The following is a 24904-nucleotide window of genomic DNA, read 5'->3' as shown; positions in this document are numbered from 1 at the left end:
TGACCGGGTTGATAGGCCGGATATGGAAGCCTCGTGAGGGGTGGAGTTGACCGGTACTAATAGGCCGAGGGCTTGTCCTCAGTTGTTCGCGTCCACTGTGTGGTTTCTGAGACCACAACCAAGCCGGCACACACTGCTATCTGTTTTTTGGGGTGGGTGGTGTGGTGCTGCTGGTGTGTGTTTCACCGTGTTTCGGTGGTCATAGTGTGAGGGAAACGCCCGGTTACATTCCGAACCCGGAAGCTAAGCCTTGTTACGCCGATGGTACTGCATGCGGGAGCGTGTGGGAGAGTAGGTCACCGCCGAACAATCATTGTGGGTCGGGTTCTCTGAATTCATTTCAGAGAACCCGACCCTTTTTCGTGGCGTCATCGGATGTTCACATCCTGCGGGAAGTATCCGCCTCATGGGGACGACACAGTTGAGAGAAGCCGGCGTAGGCGCCGGCCATGAGGTTGTTGTGCCCGCCTACGGCGGGGGCGCGGTCGCGGAGTCCGTACGTGCTGTGGGGGCTCACCCCGTCATTGTCGACATTGACCCGCTCAGTTACTGCCTGGACCCGGCAGCTGCCGCAGCCGCGGTGACGGACCGGACCGCGGCCGTCGCGGCTGTCCACCTCTTCGGTCATTCCGCCGACACTGCCCGGCTCGGGCAGCTGACGGGGCGGCACGGGCTGAAGATCGTGGAGTTCGGCGCCCGGCCCGAGGAGGGCACGCTGGAGGCCGTCCGCCGCCGGAGGCATGCCGCCTACCTCAACTCCCGGCTGACCGGCGTGATCGTGCCGCGCGCGCTGGACGGCGCGAGCCACACCTACAGTGAATACGTGGTGCGGGTACCGGGGAACGGGCGGCCGGACCGTGACGCCTTCAAGCACGCCCTGCGTGCCCGCGGGGTGCGGTGCTGGGTGCCCGTGAAGATACCCGTCCACTGGATGCCGGAGTTCCGCGCGGCCATCCGGCGGCCCGAGGCCGAGCGGGCGGCCGACCAGTGCCTCGCGCTCGCCGTCGACGCCTCGCTGTCCCAGCGCGAGTTGCAGCGGATGGTCTCCGCCTGCAACTCGCTGGGCGGCCTGCTGCTGGAGCCGGCCTGCTAGAACCCCGCTGCCGGGTGACCGGCCGATCCGGGACGGGCTTCCACCCACGCGGGTGGAAGCCCTTCGCGTGGGAGGCGGCCCCTCAGCCGGCGGCTGGTACGCGCATGGCGAGGATGGCCATGTCGTCCGACGGAGCGTCGCTCGCGAAGCGCTCCACCGTACGCATGATGCGCCCGGCGACGGCGCCCGCCGTGAGGCCCGTACAGGTGGTGAGCGCATCGGTCAGGCCGTCGTCCCCCAGCATGCGGATGCCCTCACGGCGCTCGGTGACCCCGTCGGTCACGCACAGCAGGACATCGCCCGGGTCGAGGACCACGCGCTGCTCGTACAGCTCCAGATCGTCCATGACACCGAGCAGCGGCTGGGGCTCGGCCGCCGGTTCGACGCTGCCGTCCGGGCGCAGCCGTAGGGGCAGCGGGTGTCCGGCGCAGACGACCTTGAGTTCCGCGCCGCCCTCGGGCTGCGGCCACAGCTCGCCGTAGAGCAGGGTGAGGAAGCGACTGCGGGCGCCCTCGTCGAGGATGGCGGCGTTGAGGCGCTCCAGTACGGCCGGGCCGCCGAAGCCCTCGCGGGCCAGCAGCCGCAGCGCGTGCCGGGCCAGGCCCGTGACGGCTGCGGCCTCCGGCCCGGTGCCGCACACATCGCCGATGGCGAAGCCGTAGACACCGTCACGGATCTCGAAGACGTCGTAGAAGTCGCCGCCGACCTCGTTGCCCTCGCCCGCCGCGCGGTAGATGACCTCGACCTCGACGCCCGGCACGTCGGGCAGTTCCGGGGGGAGGAGGCTGCGCTGGAGGGACTGGCTGATCGCGGTGCGCTCGGAGTAGAGGCGGGCGTTGTCCAGGGCGAGGGCCGCACGGCGGGAGAGGTCCTCCGCCAGTTCCAGGATCTCCTGGCGGAAGCGTTCGTCGGCGGGCTTGCCGAGCGTGAGCATGCCGATCACGCGGTTGCGTGCGACCAGCGGCAGCACCACGGTCTCGCCGCCGACCGCCGCCGCCGTGGTGAAACTGGAGTGGGGGGACAGCGGGGGCTCGTCCGGTGGCTGCGAGACGTCGTGCAGCGAGGCGTGCAGGACGCCTGCCCGCGCCGCCTCGGTCGGGGCGCTCCAGACCCGGGCACCCGGCGTGGGCACCGGGTCCGGCGGGTCGACGTTGCCCAGCAGCGCCTTGAGGCTGTCGATCCTGTCCTCGTCCTCGTGCAGGACGTAGGAGAGCGTGGGCTCCGAGCCCGGGTCGGCGACCGTGTAGACGGCGCACCAGGTGGCGAGCGTCGGGACGGTCATCTGGGCCATCAGCGCCAGCGTCTGGTCCCGGTCCAGCGTGCCCGCCAGCAGGTCCGAGGCCTCGACGAGGAAGGAGAGCGAACCGCGCCGGAGCCGCTCCAGTTCGGTCAGCCGGGCGCGCTCCACGGCGAGCGCGATGCGGTCGGCGGCGAACTGGAGACGCAGGGCTTCCTCGTTGGTGTAGCGGGCCGGTGCCTCGGTGGCCACCCCGAGGGAGCCGGTGAGGCGGCCCTCGACTTTCAGCGGCACGGTTACCACCGAGCGCATGCCCGTCTCCGCCAGCAGCGGCACGGCGCCGGGCACCACGTTCAGGTCCTCGTGGACCGAGGGCATCCGGGCCGAGCCGTAGCGCCCGCTGCTCAGCTCGACGGGGACCCGCGCGAACCGCTGGCGGGCGGCGGGCAGGCCGGTGGAGGCGCGGACCTCCAGCTCCGTCTCGTCGTCGGTGGCCAGCAGGAGGTAGGCGGCGTCGCCATCCAGCATGTCGCGGGCGCGCTCGACCGTGCGCTGGAGCAGTCCGTCCAGGTCGTCGGGGGTGGGTGAACCGATGAAGACCTCGAAGGGGTCCGCGTTGGCGTGCTCGTGGCCGTCGTAGCCGCTCGCCGCGTCCGGTGCCGGTCCGCGCGGCGGGGACTGGAGTACGGCCCGCTCGTGGTCGGGGACGAGCAGGCAGACGGTGGAAGGCTCGCCCGCGTGGTCGCGGACGCGCAGGTGCGAGGCGTAGACGGGGACGGTCCGGCCGTCCTCGCCGCGTACGCCGTACGAGCCCTCCCAGCGGGAGAGCTGGAGGGCCTCGGCGATGCCGGTGCCGGTGCCGGGGGTGTGCGGCCAGGCGGCGAAGTCGGTCAGCCGCTTGCCGACGACCTGCTCCGGTGCGTAGCCGAAGAGGGCCTGCGCGTCGTCGTTCCACGCGGCGACGGCGCCGCCGCGGTCCACCTGGACGACGGCGACGTGCACCCGGGCCGCGGCGACCGGCAGCGCGGCGTCGGGCACCGCCGGGCCGGCGGAGCGGGTCCCCACGGGGCGGTCGGGCAGGTCGAGCTGGAACCACACCCGCTTGTCCGAGGCGGTGTACTCCACGCCCCAGCGGGTGGCGAGGGCGGCGCAGAGCAGCAGCCCGCGCCCGCCCTCCCGGTCCGGGCTGCTGGGCGCCTGGCCCGCGTTGTGCAGCGGCAGCTCGCGCTCGGGATAGCGGTCGGCGACCTCGATCCGGACGCCGTCGCTGTCGCGGAGGCAGAGCACGTCCGCGGCGGTGCCCGCGTGTACGACGGCGTTGGTGACCAGCTCGCTGGTGAGGACCACGGCGTCGTCCACGATGTCGCCCAGCCCCCAGCCCTGGAGGGTGTCGCGTACGAAGCCGCGGGCGGTCGCCACCGAGCGCCCGACCGGTTCGAAGGTGGCCGCGGCCCGTGCGGTGATCACTGGTCTCCCCAAGAATGTCTGTTCGCCGCCCGCAGCCACGGGAGTACGAGGGCGTACGGGTGTGCGCTGGGCGCCGACCGTAACCGCCGGTGCCCGCTCGGCGCTCTGCTCCTGCATTCCCCGGAGCCCCTCCCTTGCCATTGTCCTCGCACCACCGCCCCGTCCCGGCGTACCGGGGTGAATGGACAGCCGCATGCCAGGTTACTTACGTTCGCGGGGAGCGCGGGTGCCGGTTACCGGTGTTTTCGCTACGCGACCGGATGGGAGCCTGGTGTGCCATGCTGCCGAACTGTTATCGCCTGGTTCCGGCAGGGTGAAACACTGGGGCAGAGTTCGAAGTACGGCCCGTACAAGGCGGTCGACCCTACGGGAGGGACACGGTGGAGTCTGGCGCAGCGGCGCGTACGAACACGCGCGCGAAAGGCGGACGCTCCCGGAAGAACGGGACGATCGAAGTCGACGCCGCGTCGGTCAACAGGCTGTTGACCGCGCTGTCGTCCATGCGGGACGGCAACTTCCGCAAACGCCTGACCGTCACCGGTGAGGGACCGATGGCGGAGATCGCGGCGGTCTTCAACGAGGTGGCGGACCGCAATCTGCACCTGACCAGCGAGCTGGCGCGCGTGCGCCGCGTCGTCGGCAGGGACGGCAAGCTCACCGAGCGGCTGGAGACGGGCGCTTGCGAGGGGTCCTGGGCGGCGGCGATCGACGGGTCGAACGCGCTGGTCGAGGACTTGGTCCGGCCCGTCTCCGAGGTCGGCCGGGTGCTCTCCGCGGTGGCCGACGGCGACCTCGAGCAGCGGATGGACCTGCGAGCCCAGGGCACGGACGGCACGGCGCACCCGCTGCGCGGGGAGTTCCTCAAGGTCGGCCGTACGGTCAACGGGCTCGTCGACCAGCTCTCCTCGTTCACCGACGAGGTCACCCGGGTCGCGAGCGAGGTGGGCACCGAGGGCAAGCTCGGCGGGCAGGCGAAGCTGCGCGGCATGTCCGGCTCGTGGAAGGACCTGACCGACTCGGTCAACACGATGGCCTCCCGGCTGACCGCGCAGGTGCGCGACATCGCGCTGGTGACCACGGCGGTGGCCAAGGGCGACCTGTCGCGGAAGGTCACGGTGCACGTCTCGGGCGAGATGCTCGAACTGAAGAACACCGTCAACACCATGGTCGACCAGCTCTCCTCCTTCCAGTCGGAGGTCACCCGCGTCGCACGTGAGGTGGGCACCGAGGGTGCGCTCGGCGGTCAGGCGCGGGTGCAGGGCGTCGCGGGGGTGTGGAAGGACCTCACCGACTCGGTCAACCTGATGGCGGGCAACCTGACCTCACAGGTGCGGGAGATCGCCCAGGTCACCACGGCGGTCGCCAGCGGCGACCTGTCGCAGAAGATCACGGTGACGGCCCGGGGCGAGGTCGCCCAGCTCGCCGAGACGATCAACGCGATGACCGAGACGCTGCGCACGTTCGCGGACGAGGTCACCCGCGCGGCGAGCGAGGTCGGCACGGAGGGCGTCCTCGGCGGCCAGGCGCAGGTGCCGGGCGCCGCGGGGATCTGGAAGGACCTGACCGATTCGGTCAACACGGCCTTCCGCAACCTCACGGCGCAGGTGCGGGACATCGCGCAGGTGACGACGGCGGTGGCGAACGGTGATCTGTCGCAGAAGGTCACTGTCGACGTCTCCGGTGAGATGCAGGAGCTGAAGAACACCGTCAACAAGATGGTCGACCAGCTGGGCTCCTTCGGCGACGAGGTCACCCGGGTGGCCCGGGAGATCGGCGTCGAGGGCGAGCTGGGCGGTCAGGCGGAGGTGCCGGGCGCGGCGGGCACCTGGAAGGACCTGACCGATTCGGTCAACACGGCCTTCCGCAACCTCACCGGACAGGTCCGCAACATCGCGCAGGTGACGACGGCGGTGGCGAACGGTGATCTGTCGCAGAAGGTCACCGTGGACGTCTCCGGTGAGATGCTCCAGCTGAAGAACACCGTCAACACGATGGTCGACCAGCTCTCCGCCTTCGCCGAGCAGGTCACGCGCATGGCCCGGGACGTCGGTACGGAAGGCCGGCTGGGCGGTCAGGCGGAGGTGCCGGGCGCGGCGGGCACCTGGAAGGACCTGACCGATTCGGTCAACTCCATGGCCGGAAACCTCACCGACCAGGTGCGGCAGATCGCGCAGGTGACCACGGCGGTCGCGCGGGGTGACCTCTCGCAGAAGATCGAGGTCGACGCGCGAGGGGAGATCCTCGAACTCAAGAACACGATCAACACGATGGTCGACCAGCTCTCCGCCTTCGCGGACCAGGTCACGCGCATGGCCACGGAGGTCGGCACCGAGGGGCGGCTGGGGGGCCAGGCCCAGGTGCCCGGGGTCGCCGGCGTCTGGCGGGAGCTGACCGACTCCGTCAACGGCATGGCGGGCAATCTCACCGATCAGGTGCGCAACATCTCGCAGGTCGCCACGGCGGTCGCGCGGGGTGACCTTTCGCAGAAGATCGGGGTGGACGCGCGAGGGGAGATCCTGGAGCTGAAGACGACCATCAACACGATGGTCGACCAGCTCTCGTCCTTCGCCGAGCAGGTCACCCGGGTGGCGCGCGAGGTCGGCACCGAGGGCATCCTGGGTGGCCAGGCCGAGGTCAAGGGTGTCGCGGGCACCTGGAAGGACCTCACCCAGTCGGTCAACTTCATGGCCAACAACCTGACCTCGCAGGTGCGCAACATCGCCGAGGTGACCACGGCGGTCGCGCAGGGCGATCTGTCGAAGAAGATCACCGTCGACGCGAAGGGCGAGATCCTGGCTCTGGTCACCACCGTCAACACGATGGTGGACCAGCTGTCGTCGTTCGCGGAGCAGGTGACGCGCGTGGCCCGTGAGGTGGGCACCGACGGACAGCTCGGCGGCCAGGCCAGGGTGCGGGACGTCTCCGGTATCTGGAAGGACCTGACCGACAACGTCAACCTGATGGCGAACAACCTCACGGGGCAGGTCCGCAACATCTCGCAGGTCGCGGGGGCGGTCGCGAACGGCGACCTGACCAAGAAGGTCACGGTGGAGGCCAGCGGCGAGGTGGCCCAGCTCGCCGACACGGTGAACAAGATGGTGATGACGCTGTCGTCGTTCGCGGAGCAGGTCACCCGGGTGGCCCGTGAGGTGGGCACCGACGGAGTGCTCGGCGGGCAGGCGCGGGTGGCGGGGGTCGCCGGCACCTGGAAGGACCTCACCGAGTCCGTGAACTCGATGGCGTCGAACCTGACCGGCCAGGTCCGCAACATCGCCAGTGTCACCACGGCCATCGCCAAGGGCGACCTGACCCAGAAGATCGACATCGAGGCGAACGGCGAGATCCTCGAGCTGAAGACCACCATCAACACGATGGTGGACCAGCTGTCCTCGTTCGCCGAGCAGGTGACGCGCGTCGCCCGCGAGGTCGGTACGGAAGGCATCCTGGGCGGCCAGGCGCGCGTCCGTGACGTGGCCGGCACCTGGAAGGACCTGACGGAGTCGGTGAACGAGATGGCGGGCAACCTGACCCGCCAGGTGCGCGCGATCACCACGGTGGCCCAGGCGGTCACCCGCGGCGATCACAACGTGCACATCGACGTGGACGCGGCGGGGGAGATCCTCGATCTCCAGGACCGCATCAACTCCATGATCACGAACCTGCGCGAGACCACCATGGCCAACAACGACCAGGACTGGCTCAAGGGCAACCTCGCCCGCGTCTCCGCGCTGATGCAGGGCCGCCGGGACCTCAAGGACGTGGCCGGGCTGATCATGAGCGAGCTGGCCCCGGTCATGGCCGCCCAGCACGGCGCGTTCTTCGTCGCCGCACCGGTCCGTGCGGACAACGGAGGTACGGAGGGTACGGACGTCGGGGAGATCGGCGAGATCATCGGCGCGGGCGACGGCGGTGACACCTCGTACGAGCTGCGGCTCGTCGGCCGGTACGGCTACGCTCTGGGCAGCATGCCCGCCACCTTCGGGCCCGGTGAGTCGCTGATCGGCACCGCGGCGGAGGAGAAGCGCATGATCCTGGTGGAGAACGCGCCGCCGGGTTATCTCAAGATCTCCTCCGGTCTGGGCGAGGCGCCGCCCGCGCATGTCATCGTGCTGCCGGTGATCTTCGAGGGCACCGTGCTCGGCGTGGTCGAACTGGCGGCGTTCCAGCCGTTCACCCAGATCCAGAAGGACTTCCTCACCCAGATCGCCGAGGTCATCGCGACCAGCGTCAACACCATCAGCGTCAACACCAAGACCGAGGTGCTGCTGCGCCAGTCGCAGGAGCTGACCGAGCAGCTCAAGGAGCGTTCGGGAGAGCTGGAGAACCGGCAGCGGGCCCTTCAGGAGTCCAACGCGCAGCTGGAGGTCAAGGCCGAGCAGCTCGCCCAGACCAACAGCGACATCGAGATCAAGAACCGTGAGATCGAGGAGGCCCGGCAGGTCCTGGAGGAGCGCGCGGAGCAGCTCTCGGTGTCCATGCGCTACAAGTCCGAGTTCCTGGCGAACATGTCGCACGAGCTGCGCACGCCGCTCAACTCACTGCTCATCCTGGCCAAGCTGCTCGCCGACAACGCGGAGGGCAATCTCTCGCCGAAGCAGGTGGAGTTCGCCGAGACCATCCACGGCGCCGGTTCCGACCTGCTCCAGCTGATCAACGACATCCTCGACCTGTCCAAGGTCGAGGCGGGCAAGATGGACGTCAGCCCGACGCGGATCGCGCTGGTCCAGCTCGTCGACTACGTGGAGGCCACGTTCCGGCCGCTCACGGCGGAGAAGGGCCTGGACTTCTCGGTCCGGGTCTCGCCGGAACTGCCCGCGACCCTGCACACCGACGAGCAGCGGCTGCTCCAGGTCCTGCGCAACCTGCTGGCGAACGCGGTGAAGTTCACCGACACGGGCGCCGTGGAGCTGGTCATCCGGTCCGCGGGCGGCACGGCCCCCGACTACATCCGGGAGCAGATGCTGGAGCACGGTTCCCTGCGGGACGCGGACGCCGACCTGATCGCCTTCTCGGTCACCGACACCGGCATCGGCATCGCGGCGAGCAAGATGCGGGTGATCTTCGAGGCGTTCAAGCAGGCGGACGGCACGACCAGCCGCAAGTACGGCGGCACCGGCCTGGGCCTGTCCATCAGCAGGGAGATCGCCCGCCTCCTCGGCGGGGAGATCCACGCCTCCAGCGAGCCGGGGCGCGGCTCCACCTTCACCCTCTATCTGCCCCTGCAGCCCGTCGAGCTGCCGCCGCAGGGCTACCTGCCGCTCGACATCGGCTCCCTGGCCGCGGCGGCCGGCGGGTCGGCCGGCGCCGACGCCCTCACCGGACCGGCGGCTGGAGCGTTGCCGGAACTGGCGAGCGGCACGTCCGCGGACACGGCCGGCGCGTCCGCACCCGGCGCGCGCCCGCAGGGCGCCGGTGAACCCGAGCTGTCCGGTCCGGCCGCGCTCGAAGCGGCCTCGGCGGACGCGGGCCGGGCGGCCAGCTCCCTGGTACGGCGTCGCCGCGAACGTGCCGCGGCGGCGGGCCGGAAGCCGGGGCAGCGGTCCCCGCAGGCATCCGAGCGGGGCGCCTCCGAACCGCGGGAGCAGGGGAGGACCGACGGCGGAGAGGGTGCGGAGTCCGGAGCGCCGGAGCAGGCGGTCACCTGGCCGCAGGAGGCCGAGGAGTGGCGCAACAACGGCCAGGACCTGGTGCGTCCGGGCCCCCGCGCGCACTTCAGCGGGCAGAAGGTGCTCATTGTGGACGACGACATCCGCAACGTCTTCGCGCTCACCAGCGTGCTCGAGCAGAACGGGCTGCAGGTGCTCTACGCGGAGAACGGCCGGGAGGGCATCGAGGTGCTGGAGCAGCACGACGATGCCGCCGTCGTGCTGATGGACATCATGATGCCGGAGATGGACGGGTACGCCACCACGGCGGCGATCCGCCGGATGCCGCAGTTCGCGGGACTGCCGATCATCGCGCTGACGGCCAAGGCGATGAAGGGCGACCGGGAGAAGAGCATCGAGTCCGGCGCCTCCGACTACGTCGCCAAACCTGTGGACACGGATCACCTGCTGTCCGTCATGGGACAGTGGATGGAGGCACGTTGATGTGAAACGGTGGGGTGCACACGGAGCGGGCCCGGCGACAGACGGTGGTCGGGTACGTGTGAAAACGTAGGATACCGGGAACGATCCGGTGTCCTGAGCCGTTTTTTCTGTGTGCACGGTGACATCTCGGTGACAGGGTGTGGCGAGCCGTCCGGTGCGGCTACCATGACCGGCACAAGGACGGGCGGCGGCGTTCCGGAGCCGCTCCCAGGGGCGGCGTCCGGTGGGCCGCCGGGGCGAGGAGGACGGGCCATGGTGCAGAAGGCCAAGATCCTCCTGGTCGATGACCGGCCGGAGAATCTGCTGGCGCTGGAGGCGATCCTCTCGGCGCTCGATCAGACACTGGTGCGGGCATCGTCAGGGGAGGAAGCGCTCAAGGCGCTGTTGACGGATGATTTCGCGGTCATTCTGCTGGATGTGCAGATGCCGGGTATGGACGGCTTCGAGACCGCCGCGCACATCAAGCGCCGCGAGCGGACACGCGACATCCCCATCATCTTCCTCACGGCCATCAACCACGGCCCGCACCACACCTTCCGCGGCTACGCGGCGGGCGCGGTGGACTACATCTCCAAGCCGTTCGACCCCTGGGTGCTGCGCGCCAAGGTGTCCGTCTTCGTCGAGTTGTACATGAAGAACGTCCAGCTGCGGGAGCAGGCGGCGCTGCTGCGGCTGCAACTGGAGGGCACCAGGCAGGCGGAGGCGGCGGCCGGCGAGCGCGAGCCCGCCGGCCTCCTCGCCGAACTCTCCGCCCGGCTCGCGGCGGTGGAGGAGCAGGCCGAGGCGCTGTCCAAGCACCTCGACGAGTCGGCCGACGCCGCGGCGATGGCCACCGCCGCTCACCTGGAGCGCAAACTCACGGGGCTGCGCAGGGCACTTGACGCGCTCGAGCCGGGCGCGGACGGCTCGGCCGCGCAGCTTCCCTCGCAGAGCTAGTGACGCGGCGCCTGGCCGCCTGACCGTCCGCGCGCTGCCGTCGGCCCGCCTTCGTCCCCTCGCCGTGGCGGCTCTGCCGACCGCTGAGGGGGCATCACCGACACCTCGGCGTACGGCCATCCCACGGCCATCCCGCGACTCGTCCGTGCCCCGTGGAAGCAACTTCTGTAATCTCGGCGTCATGGCCTCACGTACGCCCGGCAAGGCGGCCAAGAAGGCGCCCGCGAAGAAGGCCGTGGCCAAGAAGGCCCCGGCCAAGAAGGCGGCGCCCAAGAAGGCACCGGCGAAGAAGGCCCCCGCGAAGAAGGCGGTGGGCAAGCCCGCGCCCAAGCCCGCCCCCTCACCGACGAACGTCGTCTACCGCGTGGTCCGCGCCTGCTGGCTCGGTACGGCGCACGCGCTCGGCGCGCTGTTCCGCGGGATAGGCAGGGGCGCGCGAGGGCTCGACCCGGCACACCGCAAGGACGGCATCGCGCTGCTGCTCCTGGCGCTGGCGCTGATCGTCGCTGCGGGGACCTGGTCCAACCTGCGCGGGCCGGTGGGGGAACTGGTCGAGATGCTGGTGACCGGCGCCTTCGGCCGGCTCGACCTGCTGGTCCCGGTGCTGTTCGGCGGGATGTCGGTGCGGCTGATCCTGCACCCGGAGAAACCGGAGGCCAACGGCCGTATCGTCGTCGGCCTCTCGGCCCTGGTGATCGGCGCCCTGGGCCTGGTCCACCTCGCGTGCGGCGCCCCGGGCCGGGGCGAGGGCACCGAGCCGATACGCGATGCGGGCGGGCTCATCGGCTGGGGCGTCTCCGCGCCGCTGAAGTTCACGGTCGGCGAGGTGCTGGCCGTGCCGCTGCTGGTGCTGCTGACCGTGTTCGGTCTGCTCGTCGTCACCGCGACACCGGTGAACGCCATCCCGGCGCGGCTGAGGGGCCTGCTCGTACGCCTCGGGGTGGTCTCCCCGCCGCTCCCCGCCGACCGGTACGACGGCTACGGCTACGAGGGGGAGGACGAGGACGGTGCGGAGCCCGCGTACCCGGCGCGCCGGCACCGCATGCGCAAGGACTACGGCCCCGGCTCCGACGGCGACGACGCCGAGCGCGCGGAGCGGGAGGCCCTGGCGAGCCGTCGGCGCCGACGGCCCCGTTCCGGCGCGCAGCCGCTGCCGCTCGACGCCGCGGGTGCCCAAGAGGGTTCGCCGGGCCGGCGCGAGCCGGACGCGGTGGACGTGGCGGCGGCTGCCGCCGCCTCGCTGGACGGCGCGGTGCTGCACGGGGTGCAGCCTTCCCCGCTGGTCGCCGACCTCACCAGCGGCGTGGCTGCGGAGCGGCGGCGGCACGAGGACTCCGGCGGCGCCGCGGTGCCTCCCGCGCGCAGCCAGGAGGAGCTGACCGAGCGGACTCCGACCTCCGTGCCGGACCTCACCAAGAGTCCGGCCACCTCGCCCGCCGAGCCGCTGCCGCCCCGTGCCGAGCAGCTTCAGCTCGCCGGTGACATCACCTACTCGCTGCCCACTCTCGACCTGCTGGCGCGCGGCGGCCCGGGGCGTACCCGCAGTGCCGCCAACGATCAGGTGGTCGCCTCGCTGACCACGGTCTTCAGTGAGTTCAAGGTGGACGCCACGGTCACCGGTTTCACCCGCGGCCCCACCGTGACGCGGTACGAGGTCGAGCTGGGCCCCGCCGTGAAGGTCGAGAAGATCACCGCGCTGGCCAAGAACATCGCCTACGCCGTGGCCAGCCCCGACATCCGGATCATCAGCCCCATCCCGGGGAAGTCGGCCGTCGGCATCGAGATCCCCAACAGCGATCGCGAGATGGTCAACCTCGGCGACGTACTGCGCTCCGCCGAGGCCAGCGGGGACGAGCATCCGCTGCTGGTCGCGCTCGGCAAGGACGTCGAGGGCGGCTACGTCTCTGCCGACCTGACGAAGATGCCGCACCTGCTGGTCGCCGGCGCGACCGGCTCGGGCAAGTCGTCCTGCATCAACTGCCTGATCACCTCGGTGATGGCCCGCGCCACCCCGGAGGACGTGCGGATGGTGCTGGTCGACCCCAAGCGGGTGGAGCTCACCGCCTACGAGGGCATCCCGCACCTGATCACGCCGATCATCACCAACCCGAAGCGGGCCGCCGAGGCACTCCAGTGGGTCGTCCGCGAGATGGACCTGCGGTACGACGACCTCGCCGCGTACGGCTACCGGCACATCGACGACTTCAACGCCGCCGTGCGCAGCGGCAAGGCCCAGGCCCCCGAGGGCAGTGAGCGCGAGCTGTCGCCGTACCCGTATCTGCTGGTCATCGTGGACGAGCTGGCGGATCTGATGATGGTGGCCCCGCGTGACGTCGAGGACGCGATCGTGCGGATCACCCAGCTGGCCCGGGCCGCCGGCATCCACCTGGTCCTGGCGACGCAGCGGCCGTCCGTCGACGTGGTCACCGGGCTGATCAAGGCCAATGTGCCCTCCCGGCTGGCCTTCTCCACCTCCTCCCTGGCCGACAGCCGGGTCATCCTGGACCAGCCCGGTGCCGAGAAGCTGATCGGCAAGGGGGACGGCCTCTTCCTGCCCATGGGCGCGAACAAGCCGATCCGCATGCAGGGGGCCTATGTCACCGAGGACGAGGTCGGCGGGGTGGTCGAGCACTGCAAGGCGCAGATGGCGCCGGTCTTCCGGCAGGACGTCACGGTCGGCCAGACGCGGACGAAGGAGATCGACGAGGAGATCGGCGACGACCTGGACCTGCTGTGCCAGGCGGCTGAGCTGGTGGTCTCGACCCAGTTCGGCTCCACCTCCATGCTCCAGCGCAAGCTGCGGGTCGGCTTCGCGAAGGCGGGCCGCCTGATGGACCTGATGGAGTCGCGCGGGGTGGTGGGTCCGAGTGAGGGTTCCAAGGCGCGGGACGTGCTGGTCAAACCGGACGAAATGGATGGCGTGCTCGCCGTCATCCGGGGGGAGACTGAGCCGTAAGGATGAATCGGGCAACCGTTCTGCCTGTCGTCACGTCAACTTGAGGAGGCGGACGCGCGAATGTCCCACTGTCAGTCGGTATGGCAATCCTGATGGCGGACAAAGTCCGTCCGCCCGGTTGCCCCACCCTTTTGCGACCCCCCTAGACTGAACCTCCAGCAGGTGGCTACACGCTCGAAAGGCGCTCCCGTGTCCATCGGCAACTCCCCCGAAGAGGACCGGCCCACGGTCGGTCGAGCTCTCCAGAAGGCCCGGATCGACGCCCACCTGACCGTCGACGAGGTCAGTACCTCGACCCGCGTGCGTATCCCGATCGTGCACGGCATCGAGGAGGACGACTTCTCGCGCTGCGGCGGTGACGTCTACGCCCGCGGCCACATCCGTACGCTGGCGCGCGCCGTCGGGCTCGACGGTGACGCCCTGGTCGAGCAGTTCGACGCCGAGCACGGCGGGCGCCCCGAGCCCACCCCGGCGGCCACTCTGTTCGAGGCCGAGCGCATCCGCCCCGAGCCGCGCCGGCCGAACTGGACGGCGGCCATGGTCGCCGCCATCGTCGCCGTCACGGGGTTCGTCGGTTTCACCCTCTTCAGCGGCGAGGACGACGATTCCGGCCGGCAGGTCGCCGAGGATGCCGCGTCCGAAGCACCTGCCTCCAAGAAGCCCGCGCCCGAGTCCTCCAAGCCCGCCGATCCCAAGCCGGACCCTTCCGAGAGCGCTGTCGCCGGGGTCCCCGCCGACAAGGTCACGGTCCGTATGGAGGCGGACGGCGGCCCCAGCTGGGTCTCCGCCGTCGACCACCGCGGCAAGCTGGTCTTCGAGGGTCAGCTCACGGAGGGCGCGACGAAGACGTTCACCGACGACAAGCGGCTCGACCTGGTGCTGGGCAACGCCGGTTTCGTCAAGCTCTGGGTCAACGGCAAGGAGGTCAAGCGGCTGGGCGAGGTCGGCAACGTGGAGCGGGTCAGCTACACGCGCGGTGATCCGGAGCAGGGCTGACATTCCCCGAAGCGCACGGCGGAGCGGCGGCGTGGGACAACGTAGGCTGAGCCCATGCCCGAACCGCGTACCGTCGCCCTTGTCACGCTCGGATGTGCCCGTAACGAGGTGGACTCCGAGGAGCTCGCCGGCCGTCTCTCGGCGGACGGCTGGGACCTCGTCGAGGATGCCGCCGCCGCCGACGTCGCCGTCGTCAACACCTGCGGGTTCGTCGAGGCCGCCAAGAAGGACTCCGTCGACGCGCTGCTCGAGGCCAACGACCTGAAGGGCCACGGCAGAACCCAGGCCGTGGTGGCCGTCGGATGCATGGCGGAACGGTACGGCAAGGAGCTGGCCGAGGCGCTGCCCGAGGCGGACGGCGTGCTGGGCTTCGACGACTACGCGCACATCTCCGACCGGCTGCGCACCATCCTCTCCGGCGGCGTCCACGCGCCGCACACCCCCCGCGACCGCCGCAAGCTGCTCCCGGTCAGCCCGGCCGCACGGCAGGACGCAGGCGTCGCCGTGGCGCTTCCGGGGCACGGGGGCGCAGCGGCGGGCGAGGAGGCGGGCACGGACGCGCCCGTCACCGGCGCGGCGGCCCCCGCCGACCTGCCCGAGGGCGTTGCCCCCGTCTCCGGCCCCAGGGCGCCGCTGCGGCGGCGCCTGGGCAGCAGCCCCGTCGCCTCCGTCAAGCTCGCGTCGGGCTGCGACCGCCGGTGCACGTTCTGTGCCATCCCCTCCTTCCGCGGCTCTTTCATCTCCCGGCGCCCCTCCGACGTCCTGGGGGAGACCCGCTGGCTGGCGGAGCAGGGCGTCTCCGAGATCATGCTGGTGTCCGAGAACAACACCTCGTACGGCAAGGACCTGGGCGACGTCCGGCTGCTCGAGACGCTGCTGCCGGAGCTGGCGGCGGTCGACGGGATCGAGCGGGTGCGCGTCAGCTACCTCCAGCCCGCCGAGATGCGGCCGGGGCTCATCGAGGTGCTGACGGGCACGGACAAGGTGGCGCCCTACTTCGACCTGTCCTTCCAGCACTCCGCGCCGGGTGTGCTGCGTGCCATGCGACGCTTCGGCGACACGGACAGCTTCCTCGGGCTGCTCGAGTCGATCCGGGTGAAGGCACCGCACGCGGGCGTCCGGTCGAACTTCATCGTGGGCTTCCCCGGCGAGACCGAGGAGGACGTGGCCGAGCTGGAGCGCTTCCTCAGCGCGGCGCGGCTGGACGCGATCGGCGTCTTCGGCTACTCGGACGAGGAGGGCACGGAGGCGGCCGGGCACGACCGGAAGAACGCGCCCGAGGTGGTGGCCGAGCGCCTGGAGCGGATGTCCCGGCTCGCCGACGAGCTGACGGCCCAGCGGGCGGAGGAGCGGATCGGCGAGGTGGTGCGGGTGCTGGTCGAGTCGGCCGGGGCCGCCGGGGCTGAGGGTGCTGACGGGGACGCCGGTGCTGCGGGCGACGACGAGGGGCCGCTGGGCCGGGGCGCCCACCAGGCTCCCGAGACGGACGGGCAGGTGCTGCTGACCGGCGCGTACTCCACGGGCCTGGCCGTCGGAAGTATCGTCGAGGCGAGGGTGCTGGGGGCCGAGGGAGTGGACCTCGTCGCCGCGCCGTTCGGGACCGGGAGCGAGGAGGCGGCCAGATGACCGGAGTGCCGGCCTCTGCGGCCGGTGGCGGTCCGGTGGCCAAGTCCAAGGCCCCCGCCGCCGTGCCGCAGGCGAGCCTGTGGAACATCGCCAACATCCTCACGATGGTGCGGCTGCTGCTGGTGCCGTGCTTCGTGCTGCTCATGCTGGCGGACGGCGGGCACGACCCCGCCTGGCGCTCCTTCGCCTGGGCGGCCTTCACCATCGCCATGATCACCGATCTGTTCGACGGCGAGCTGGCGCGGCGCAACAACCTCATCACCGACTTCGGGAAGCTGGCGGACCCGATCGCGGACAAGGCGATCATGGGCTCCGCGCTGATCTGCCTCTCCGCCCTGGGCGACCTCGACTGGTGGGTCACCGGGGTGATCCTCGCGCGCGAGCTGGGGATCACGCTGATGCGCTTCTGGGTGATCCGGCACGGGGTGATCCCGGCCAGCCGGGGCGGCAAGATGAAGACGCTCGCCCAGGGCATCGCGGTGGGCATGTACGTCCTGGCACTCACCGGGCCGCTGGCCTCGGTGCGCTGGTGGGTGATGGGCATCGCGGTGCTGCTGACCCTGGGCACGGGGCTGGACTACGTACGGCAGGCCGTCGTCCTGCGGCGGGCGAGCCGCGCGGCGGGGCGGCCGTGAGCGCAGCGGCCGGCGGCGCCCCCGACGAGCCTGCCAGCGGCGGTACCGCCGCTGGTGAGACCGCCGCGCGCGTGCTGGACCTGCTGGTCGGCCGGGGGGAGACCCTCGCCGTCGCGGAGTCGCTGACCGGCGGCCTGGTGGCGGCCCGGCTGACCGCCGTGCCGGGCGCCTCGCGGGCCTTCCGCGGCTCGGTGACCGCCTACGCGACACCGCTCAAAGCGGAACTGCTCGGGGTGGACGGCGCACTGCTGGCAGAGCGGGGCGCGGTGGACGCCGAGGTGGCGCGCCAGATGGCGGGGGGCGTGCGCGAGGCGCTGGGCGCCGACTGGGGCGTCGCTACGACGGGAGTGGCCGGGCCCGAGCCGCAGGACGGCCGACCGGTGGGGACGGTGTTCACCGCGGTCGTCGGCCCCGCCGTTCACCAGGTACGGGTGCGCGGACTGCGGTTGAACGGCGACCGGGCGGGCATCCGGGAAGAGACGGTCCGAGCCGCGCTGGACTTGCTGCGGGGCGAACTCCTCGGCAATGCGCGGGCAAATGATACGGAACAGCATGGGGAGAATGGATGTTTGCAGCCCTGAGTGAACACGACATCGCTCCCCGCACGGCTACTGGCTGAGGCTGTACGGTGGAGCATGAAGGATGCGGGTCGCCCGGCCCCTGGGCCGTCGGCCCGGCCGCAGACCACGCAGTATTGGGGCACGCAGAAGACGCCGCGCGTTGTAGAGGGAGGAGCACCGATGATTCTGCTCCGTCGCCTGTTGGGTGACGTGCTGCGTCGGCAGCGCCAACGCCAGGGGCGTACCCTGCGCGAAGTCTCTTCGTCCGCACGAGTGTCGCTCGGCTATCTGTCCGAGGTCGAGCGCGGCCAGAAGGAAGCCTCCTCGGAGCTTCTCTCGTCGATCTGTGACGCGCTGGAAGTGCGGATGTCGGAGGTCATGCGCGAGGTCAGTGACGAGCTGGCGCTCGCCGAGCTGGCCGAGTCCGCGGCGAGTGACACCGTGCCGGGGCCGATGCGTCCGATGCTGAATCCGATCGAGCGGATGACCTCCGTGACCTCGGTCACAGGAGTGCCGGAGGAGCGCGTCACGATCAAGGCGCCCAGCGAAGCGGTGAACGTCGTCGCCGCCTGAGCGGGAGCGCTTCGCGGCTCCGGCCGAGCCGAGCACGCAGTGCGAGAGACCCCTTCCGGCATGACGCCGGGCGGGGTCTCGCGCTGCGCGACCTCCCCCGTGCTCCCCCCGCGGGTGGGCGGCCCTCAGTCGCCGGTGCGCTGGCAGCGCGGACACCAGTACGTAAGGCGCTGCTCGCCCGGTGGGCCCAGTTCGGCGGCGCGGACGGCGGTGCCGCAGCGCAGGCAGGGGCGGCGTCCGCGCCCGTACACCCACAGCAGCCGGTCGCGGTGCCGTTCGCCCGTGGTGCTGCGCCCGGTACGGGCCTTGTTGGCCTCCAGCAGCCGTCGGGCCAGCGCGACCAGCCGGTCGGGTGCGGGAGCTTGGCCGACGGGCAGCCAGGGCGGCACCTGGGCCAGGAAGCACAGCTCGGAGCGGTAGACGTTGCCGATGCCGGCGAGATTGCGCTGGTCCAGCAGCGCCTCGCCCAGCGGACGGGCCGGGTCCGCGAGCAGCCTGCGCACGGCCTCGGCCGGGTCCCAGTCGCCGCCCAGGAGGTCGGGGCCCAGATGTCCGACGACCCGCTCCTCGTCGGAGGTGCGGAGCAGTTCGACCACGCGCAGGCGGACGCCGACGGCCGTGTGCGCCTCGGTGCCGAGCACGGCGCGCACCTGGTGGGCGGGGCCGCCCCGGCGCCGCTCGTCCGCGGCGTACACCCGCCAGGCTCCCTCCATGCCCAGATGGGAGTGGAGCGTCAGCTCACCCTCGACGCGGGCGAGGAGGTGTTTGCCGCGCGGCACGACACCGAGAACGCGGCGCCCGGTGAGGTCGGCCGTGGCGAACTTCGGCACCCGCAGGTCACTGCGGGTCAGCACCGCGCCTCCCAGCGCCTCGTGCAGCCGGTGGGCCGTGCGCCACACGGTGTCTCCTTCTGGCATGCACTCCATGATGCGGCACACGGCCCGGGGACCGGCCCTGGTTGCCCGGGGTCAGGCCCGGGCGCGCAGCCCGCGCGGTGTGGCGTGGAAGCCCGCTGCCTCCAGTTCGGCGCCGAACGGGGAGGAGAGGGCCGGGGCCCCGTTGACCCGCTCCACCGTGAGGGTGCCCAGCGTCCCGGCGCGCGCCGCCCGGCCGAGGGCCTCGGCGGCGGCCCGCAGCAGGCCCGCGCCCTCCGGCCCGGTCGCGTCGCCGACGGGCCAGGCCAGCAGCGTCTTGCCGCCGCGCTCCAGATAGAGCACCAGCTCGCCTTCGACCAGGACGACCAGGGACCCCGCCTTGCGGCCCGGCTTGTGTGTGGCCCCCGCGGGCGGCTCGGGCCAGGGCAGCGCGGCGCCGTAGGCGTTCGCCGGATCGGCTGCCGCCAGGAGGAGCGGACGGGCCGCCCCGCTCTCCCCGCCGGGATACGCGGGCGCCTCGCGCTCGCGCGCCTGGCTCACGGCACGGAGCCGGTCCACGGCGCCGTCCATGGCGAACTGCGCCGCGCCGAGCCCCTCGACCACATAGCCGCGCCGGGCCTTGCCGCTCTCCTCGAACACGGCCAGCACCCGGTACGCGGCGGCGAACCCGCCCGCCACCCCCTCGGCCACGACCGCGCCGCGCGTGACCACGCCGTGCCGGTCGAGCAGCGTACGGGCGAGCGCGTGCGCGCGGTGGGTCGGGTCGGGCTCCGGGAGGGGCAGCAGGGACCAGCGGCCGGCCACGGTGGGCGGGCCGTTCCGGCCGGCGGTGGGGCGGGCGGCGCCGGTCAGCGAGCCGTACCGGCCGCGTGGCACCGCGCGCCTGGCCCGGTGGGCGGTGGAGCCGGCGGTGCGGCCCGAGCCCAGCAGTGCCCGCAGCGGTGCCACCGTGTCGTTGGTCAGCCGGCCCGTCCACGCCAGCTCCCAGACGGCGTCGGCGAGCTGCGGTTCGGTGCACTCGGGGTGCACGGCGCGCACGTGGTCGGCGATCTGGCGGAAGAAGAGGCCGTATCCGCCGCGCAGGGCGTCCAGGACCGACTGGTGCAGCGGTGAGATCTCCAGCGGGAGCGGGGGCGCCAGCAGCAGGGGTGCCGCGTCGGCCAGGTGCAGCGACACCCAGCCGTCCTTGCCCGGTAGCGCCCCGGCCCCGGCCCAGACCACCTCTCCGGAGACGGTGAGCTGGTCGAGCAGCTCCGGGGTGTAGTGCCGGACCCGGCCGGGAAGTACCAGCTTCTCCAGCGCGGAGGCGGGCACGGGCGCTCCCTGCAACTGCTCGACCGCGCGCACCAGGCCGTCGAGCCCGGTCAGACTGCCGGTGTCCACGTGCTGCCAGCGGGGCAGGAACGCGGCCAGCGCCGTCGGTGGGACGGGCTCCAGCTCCTGGCGCAGCGCGGCCAGCGAACGCCGCCGCAGCCTGCGCAGCACGCTCGCGTCGCACCACTCCTGGCTGATCCCCGAAGGATGGAACTCGCCCTGCACCAGCCGGCCCGAGGCCGCGAGCCGGTGCAGCGCGCCGTCCGCCACGGCAGTGCCCAGGCCGAAGCGCTGGGCGGCGTCGGCCGAGGTGAACGGGCCGTGCGTACGGGCGTACCGGGCGAGGAGGTCGCCGAGCGGGTCCGGCACGGGCTCGGTGAAGGCCTCCGGCACCCCGACGGGCAACGCGGCGCCCAGCGCGTCGCGCAGCCGGCCGGCGTCCTCCACCGCCGCCCAGTGGTCCGCGGCGGCGATGCGCACGCGCAGGGCACGCCGGGAGTCCGCCAGCTCTCGCGCCCATCCCGCCTGCGCGCCGCGCTCGGCCAGCTCCGCGTCCGTCAGCGGGCCCAGTATCCGCAGCAGGTCGGCGACGCCCTCGGCGTCCTTGACACGGCGGTCCTCGGTGCGCCACTGGAGTTCGCTCTCCAGCTGGGCCAGCACCTCCGGGTCCAGCAGCTCGCGCAGCTCGGCCTGGCCCAGCAGCTCCGCCAGCAGCCGGGAGTCAAGGGAGAGCGCGGCGGCACGGCGCTCGGCCAGCGGCGAGTCGCCCTCGTACAGGTACTGCGCGACGTAGCCGAACAGCAGGGAGCGGGCGAAGGGGGAGGGCTCCGTCGTGGTCACCTCCACCAGGCGCACCCGGCGCGACTCGATGTCGCCCATCAGCTCCGTCAGGCCGGGGACGTCGAAGACGTCCTGGAGGCATTCCCGTACGGCCTCCAGGATGATGGGGAAGGAACCGAACTCGCTGGTCACCTGGAGCAGTTGGGCGGCGCGCTGGCGCTGCTGCCACAGCGGCGTGCGCTTGCCGGGGGAGCGCCGCGGGAGGAGCAGGGCGCGCGCGGCGCACTCGCGGAAGCGGGCGGCGAACAGCGCTGAGCCGCCCACCTGGTCGGTGACGATGCCGTCGACCTCGCCCTTGTCGAACAGCACGTCGGCGATGCCGACCGGCGCCTGCTCGTCGTCGTAGGAGGCGTCGCCGCCGGTCGGCTCGGTGAGGGTGCCCAGGGGCGCACCGTCTGGCGCGCTGCCGCCGCCCGGGTCGAAGTCCAGGCCGAAGTTGGCCGTACCCGCGTCGGGGAGCCGCAGCACGATGCCGTCGTCGGCATGCATGACCTGCGCGTCCATGCCGTAGCGCTCCGTCAGCCGGGCACCCAGGGCCAGCGCCCAGGGCGCGTGCACCTGGGCACCGAAAGGTGAGTGGACGACCACCCGCCAGTCACCCAGCTCGTCCCGGAAGCGCTCGACCACGATCGTCCGGTCGTCCGGTACGTGCCCGCAGGCCGCCCGCTGCTCGTCCAGATAGGCCAGGACGTTGCGCACGGCCAGCTCGTCCAGCCCCGCCGCGGCGAGGCGGGCGCGGGCGGCCTCCGGCGCGAGACCCCCGATCTCCCGCACGAACGCGCCCAGCGCCCGCCCCAGCTCAAGCGGCCGGCCCAGCTGGTCGCCCTTCCAGAAGGGCAGCCTTCCCGGCACGCCGGGGGCCGGGGTGACCAGCACGCGGTCCCGCGTGATGTCCTCGATCCGCCAGGAGGTCGTGCCCAGGGTGAAGACGTCGCCGACCCGCGACTCGTACACCATCTCCTCGTCCAGCTCGCCGACCCGGCGGGCACCGGACTTGGCGTCGGCGCCCGCGAGGAAGACGCCGAACAGGCCGCGGTCGGGGATGGTGCCCCCGGAGGTGACCGCCAGCCGCTGCGCACCCGGCCGCGCGGTGACCGTCTGCGCGACGCGGTCCCACACGACGCGGGGCCGCAGCTCGGCGAAGGCGTCCGAGGGGTAGCGGCCCGCCAGCATGTCGAGCACCGCCGAGTACGCCGACTCCGGCAGCGCGGCGAAGGGGGCGGCGCGGCGGACGAGGGTGAGCAGCTCCTCGACGTCCCAGGTGTCCATGGCGGTCATGGCCACGAGCTGCTGCGCGAGGACGTCCAGCGGATTGGCCGGGATGCGCAGGGACTCGATCGCGCCCTCCCGCATCCGCTCGGTGACCACGGCGGCCTGCACCAGATCCCCGCGGTACTTGGGGAAGACGACCCCGGCCGAGACGGCGCCGACCTGGTGCCCGGCACGGCCCACCCGCTGCAGCCCGGAGGCGACCGAGGGCGGTGACTCGACCTGGATGACGAGATCCACCGCGCCCATGTCGATGCCGAGCTCGAGGCTGGAGGTCGCCACCACGGACGGCAGCCGGCCCGCCTTGAGGTCCTCCTCCACCTGGAGGCGCTGCTCCTTGGAGACCGAGCCGTGATGGGCGCGGGCCAGCACCGGGGGCGCGCCCTTGGCGGCGCCCGACTCGGCCATCAGCTCGGCGGGGGAGTGGTGCTCCGGGAGCGGCTCGCCCGTCGCCCGCTCGTACGCGATCTCGTTGAGTCTGTTGCACAGGCGCTCGGCGAGGCGGCGGGAGTTGGCGAAGACGATCGTGGAGCGGTGGGCCTGCACCAGATCGGCGATCCGCTCCTCCACCGACGGCCAGATCGACGGCTTCCCGCCCGGCTGCCCGGCGCTCTCGGAGTCACGGGCGGGGGAGCCGCCCAGCTCGCCCATGTCCTCCACCGGCACGACCACCGAGAGGTCGAACTCCTTGCCCGAGGGCGGCTGCACGACGGTCGCCTTCCGCTGCGGGGAGAGGAAGCGCGCCACCTCGTCCACCGGACGTACCGTCGCCGACAGCCCGATCCGGCGGGCCGGACGCGAAAGCAGCGCGTCCAGCCGCTCCAGGGAGAGCGCCAGATGCGCGCCGCGCTTCGTCCCCGCGACCGCGTGCACCTCGTCCAGGATGACCGTCTCCACACCCGCCAGGGCGTCTCTGGCGGCGGAGGTCAGCATCAGGAAGAGCGACTCGGGGGTGGTGATCAGGATGTCCGGCGGGCGGCGCGCGATCGAGCGCCGCTCACCGGCCGGGGTGTCCCCCGAGCGGATGGCGACCCGCACGTCCGGCTCGGGCAGCCCCAGCCGCACCGACTCCTGGCGGATACCGGTCAGCGGGCTGCGCAGATTCCGCTCCACGTCCGCGCCCAGCGCCTTCATCGGCGACACGTAGAGTACCCGGCAGCGGGACAGCGGGTCGGCGGGGGGCGGGGCGGAGGCGAGGCGGTCCAGCGAGGCGAGGAACGCGGCGAGCGTCTTGCCGGAGCCCGTCGGCGCGACGACCAGGGCGTCGCTCTCCTCCGCGAGCGCCCGCCAGGCGCCCACCTGCGCGGAGGTAGGCGCGCGGAAGGCGCCCGTGAACCACGCACGCGTCGCGGGGGAGAACATGTCCAGCACCGCGGCGCCCTCATCCTCTGCCATGCCCCCATCGTGCACCCCGGCACCGACAACGCCGAGAATGGACCCATGGCGACCGGGGAGTGGGCACGGCACTGGCGGTACGAGCAGCTGCCCGGCCTCGACCTGCTGCGGGCCCGCTACGTCGGGCACACCTTCCCGCGCCACACGCACGACGGCTACGTCTTCGGCGCGATTGTCGCCGGGGTGGAGGAGATCGGCCTTCCGCACGGCACCGAGCGGGTGGGCGCGGGCGGCGTCGTCATGATCAACCCGGAGGTGGCGCACACGGCGCGCGCCGGCGCCCCGGAGGGCTGGGCCTACGTCACGCTCTACCCCGCCGCGCACACCGTCGCCGAGATCGCCGCGGAGACGGCCGCGCTGCGCGGCTCCGCCGGATTCACCCGCAGCGTCGTGTACGACGCGGGGGCGGCGCGCCTGATAGCCGGAGTGCATCAGGCCGCGGAGGAGGGTGACGCGCTGGCCGCCGACAGCCTGCTGCGCGTGGCCGTCGCCCGGCTGCTGGCGCGCTACGGCGGCCCGCTGCCGGAGCGTACGGTGCGCACCGCGGGGGCGCGCAACGCCGTACGCGCCCGCGCGCTCCTGGAGCAGCGGCTGCTCCAGCCGCCGACCCTGGAAGAGCTGGCCCGGGAACTGGGCACCAGCCCGTTCTCGCTGCTGCGTGCCTTCCGGGAGCGCTACGGCCTGCCTCCGCACGCCTGGCTCACCAACACGCGGGTGCGGCGGGCCCGTAGGCTGCTGGAGGCGGGTATCCCGCCCGCCGAGACGGCGACCGCCGTCGGCTTCACCGATCAGTCGCACCTGAGCAGGCACTTCAGCCGGATCGTCGGGGTGCCGCCGGGGGCCTACCGCCGCGAGCGGACCGGCGGCCGAGCCGAGGCCGACCGGCGGCCGGAGGAGCGCGGCGAGAGCCCGGTGAGCTGAAGCGCGCGGGCGCGGCCACCCGCGGGTGCGCAAGAACGTACAAGAACCCGGAGGACGGTGCCGCATAGCGTGGCGCGCGTGCCAGAAAGCAGTGAACCCACGCCGCCCGCGCCCAGGCCGCA

At 72.2% G+C, this 24904-nt stretch carries 13 protein-coding genes and 1 rRNA gene; 11 read left to right on the top strand and 3 right to left on the bottom strand.

Annotated elements, in window-relative coordinates:
- The first annotated feature begins 191 nt into the window (after positions 1-191).
- Together rrf and H299_RS0122185 are read left to right on the top strand one after the other, a co-directional pair.
- Positions 192-308 (top strand): 5S ribosomal RNA (gene rrf, locus H299_RS0122190).
- 98 nt (positions 309-406) lie between these two features.
- Positions 407-1093 carry a DegT/DnrJ/EryC1/StrS family aminotransferase gene (locus H299_RS0122185; protein ID WP_027750197.1) on the top strand — a complete coding sequence of 229 codons (687 nt, stop codon included), beginning with the start codon at positions 407-409 and terminating at the stop codon, positions 1091-1093.
- A gap of 82 nt (positions 1094-1175) precedes the next feature.
- Here the strand turns inward: H299_RS0122185 and H299_RS0122180 are convergent, their stop codons facing one another.
- A complete protein-coding gene (locus H299_RS0122180) occupies positions 1176-3797 on the bottom strand; it encodes a SpoIIE family protein phosphatase (protein WP_027750196.1) in 2622 nt (873 codons plus the stop codon).
- A gap of 380 nt (positions 3798-4177) precedes the next feature.
- Between H299_RS0122180 and H299_RS0122175 the strand changes: the two genes are divergently transcribed.
- From H299_RS0122175 to H299_RS0122140, 8 genes are all read left to right on the top strand, one after another.
- Positions 4178-9886 carry a HAMP domain-containing protein gene (locus H299_RS0122175; RefSeq protein ID WP_037760028.1) on the top strand — a complete coding sequence of 1903 codons (5709 nt, stop codon included), beginning with the start codon at positions 4178-4180 and terminating at the stop codon, positions 9884-9886.
- A 252-nt stretch (positions 9887-10138) separates the two neighbouring features.
- Complete coding sequence (locus H299_RS0122170) at positions 10139-10822, top strand: response regulator (RefSeq protein ID WP_027750194.1); 684 nt, start codon at positions 10139-10141, stop codon at positions 10820-10822.
- 181 nt (positions 10823-11003) lie between these two features.
- Positions 11004-13778, top strand: a complete 2775-nt coding sequence (locus H299_RS0122165; RefSeq protein WP_027750193.1) for a DNA translocase FtsK — start codon at positions 11004-11006, stop codon at positions 13776-13778.
- Between the two features lie 189 nt (positions 13779-13967).
- Complete coding sequence (locus H299_RS0122160; protein ID WP_027750192.1) at positions 13968-14774, top strand: helix-turn-helix domain-containing protein; 807 nt, start codon at positions 13968-13970, stop codon at positions 14772-14774.
- 54 nt (positions 14775-14828) lie between these two features.
- Positions 14829-16400 carry a 30S ribosomal protein S12 methylthiotransferase RimO gene (gene rimO, locus H299_RS0122155; RefSeq protein WP_027750191.1) on the top strand — a complete coding sequence of 524 codons (1572 nt, stop codon included), beginning with the start codon at positions 14829-14831 and terminating at the stop codon, positions 16398-16400.
- On the top strand, positions 16397-17035 hold the full coding sequence (pgsA, locus tag H299_RS0122150) for a CDP-diacylglycerol--glycerol-3-phosphate 3-phosphatidyltransferase (protein WP_027750190.1): 639 nt from the start codon (positions 16397-16399) through the stop codon (positions 17033-17035). Before rimO ends, pgsA begins: the two co-directional genes overlap by 4 nt.
- A 71-nt stretch (positions 17036-17106) precedes the next feature.
- Positions 17107-17616, top strand: coding sequence for a CinA family protein (locus H299_RS0122145; RefSeq protein WP_027750189.1), 510 nt, complete (start codon positions 17107-17109; stop codon positions 17614-17616).
- Between the two features lie 159 nt (positions 17617-17775).
- Positions 17776-18168, top strand: coding sequence for a helix-turn-helix domain-containing protein (locus H299_RS0122140; RefSeq protein ID WP_027750188.1), 393 nt, complete (start codon positions 17776-17778; stop codon positions 18166-18168).
- Between the two features lie 125 nt (positions 18169-18293).
- On the opposite strand, the gene H299_RS0122135 is transcribed toward H299_RS0122140, so the two are convergent.
- Together H299_RS0122135 and H299_RS0122130 are read right to left on the bottom strand one after the other, a co-directional pair.
- Positions 18294-19085: a DNA-formamidopyrimidine glycosylase family protein gene (locus tag H299_RS0122135; protein WP_027750187.1), complete on the bottom strand. Its 792-nt coding sequence runs from the start codon at positions 19083-19085 to the stop codon at positions 18294-18296.
- 51 nt (positions 19086-19136) lie between these two features.
- Positions 19137-23861 carry an Lhr family helicase gene (locus H299_RS0122130; RefSeq protein ID WP_027750186.1) on the bottom strand — a complete coding sequence of 1575 codons (4725 nt, stop codon included), beginning with the start codon at positions 23859-23861 and terminating at the stop codon, positions 19137-19139.
- A gap of 45 nt (positions 23862-23906) precedes the next feature.
- Between H299_RS0122130 and H299_RS35570 the strand changes: the two genes are divergently transcribed.
- Positions 23907-24782: an AraC family transcriptional regulator gene (locus H299_RS35570; protein WP_051262725.1), complete on the top strand. Its 876-nt coding sequence runs from the start codon at positions 23907-23909 to the stop codon at positions 24780-24782.
- Positions 24783-24904: the final 122 nt, after the last annotated feature.

This window comes from Streptomyces sp. CNH287, assembly GCF_000424825.1.
Note: the sequence above shows the minus strand (reverse complement) of the source record. Positions and strands in the feature narration are given on the sequence as shown.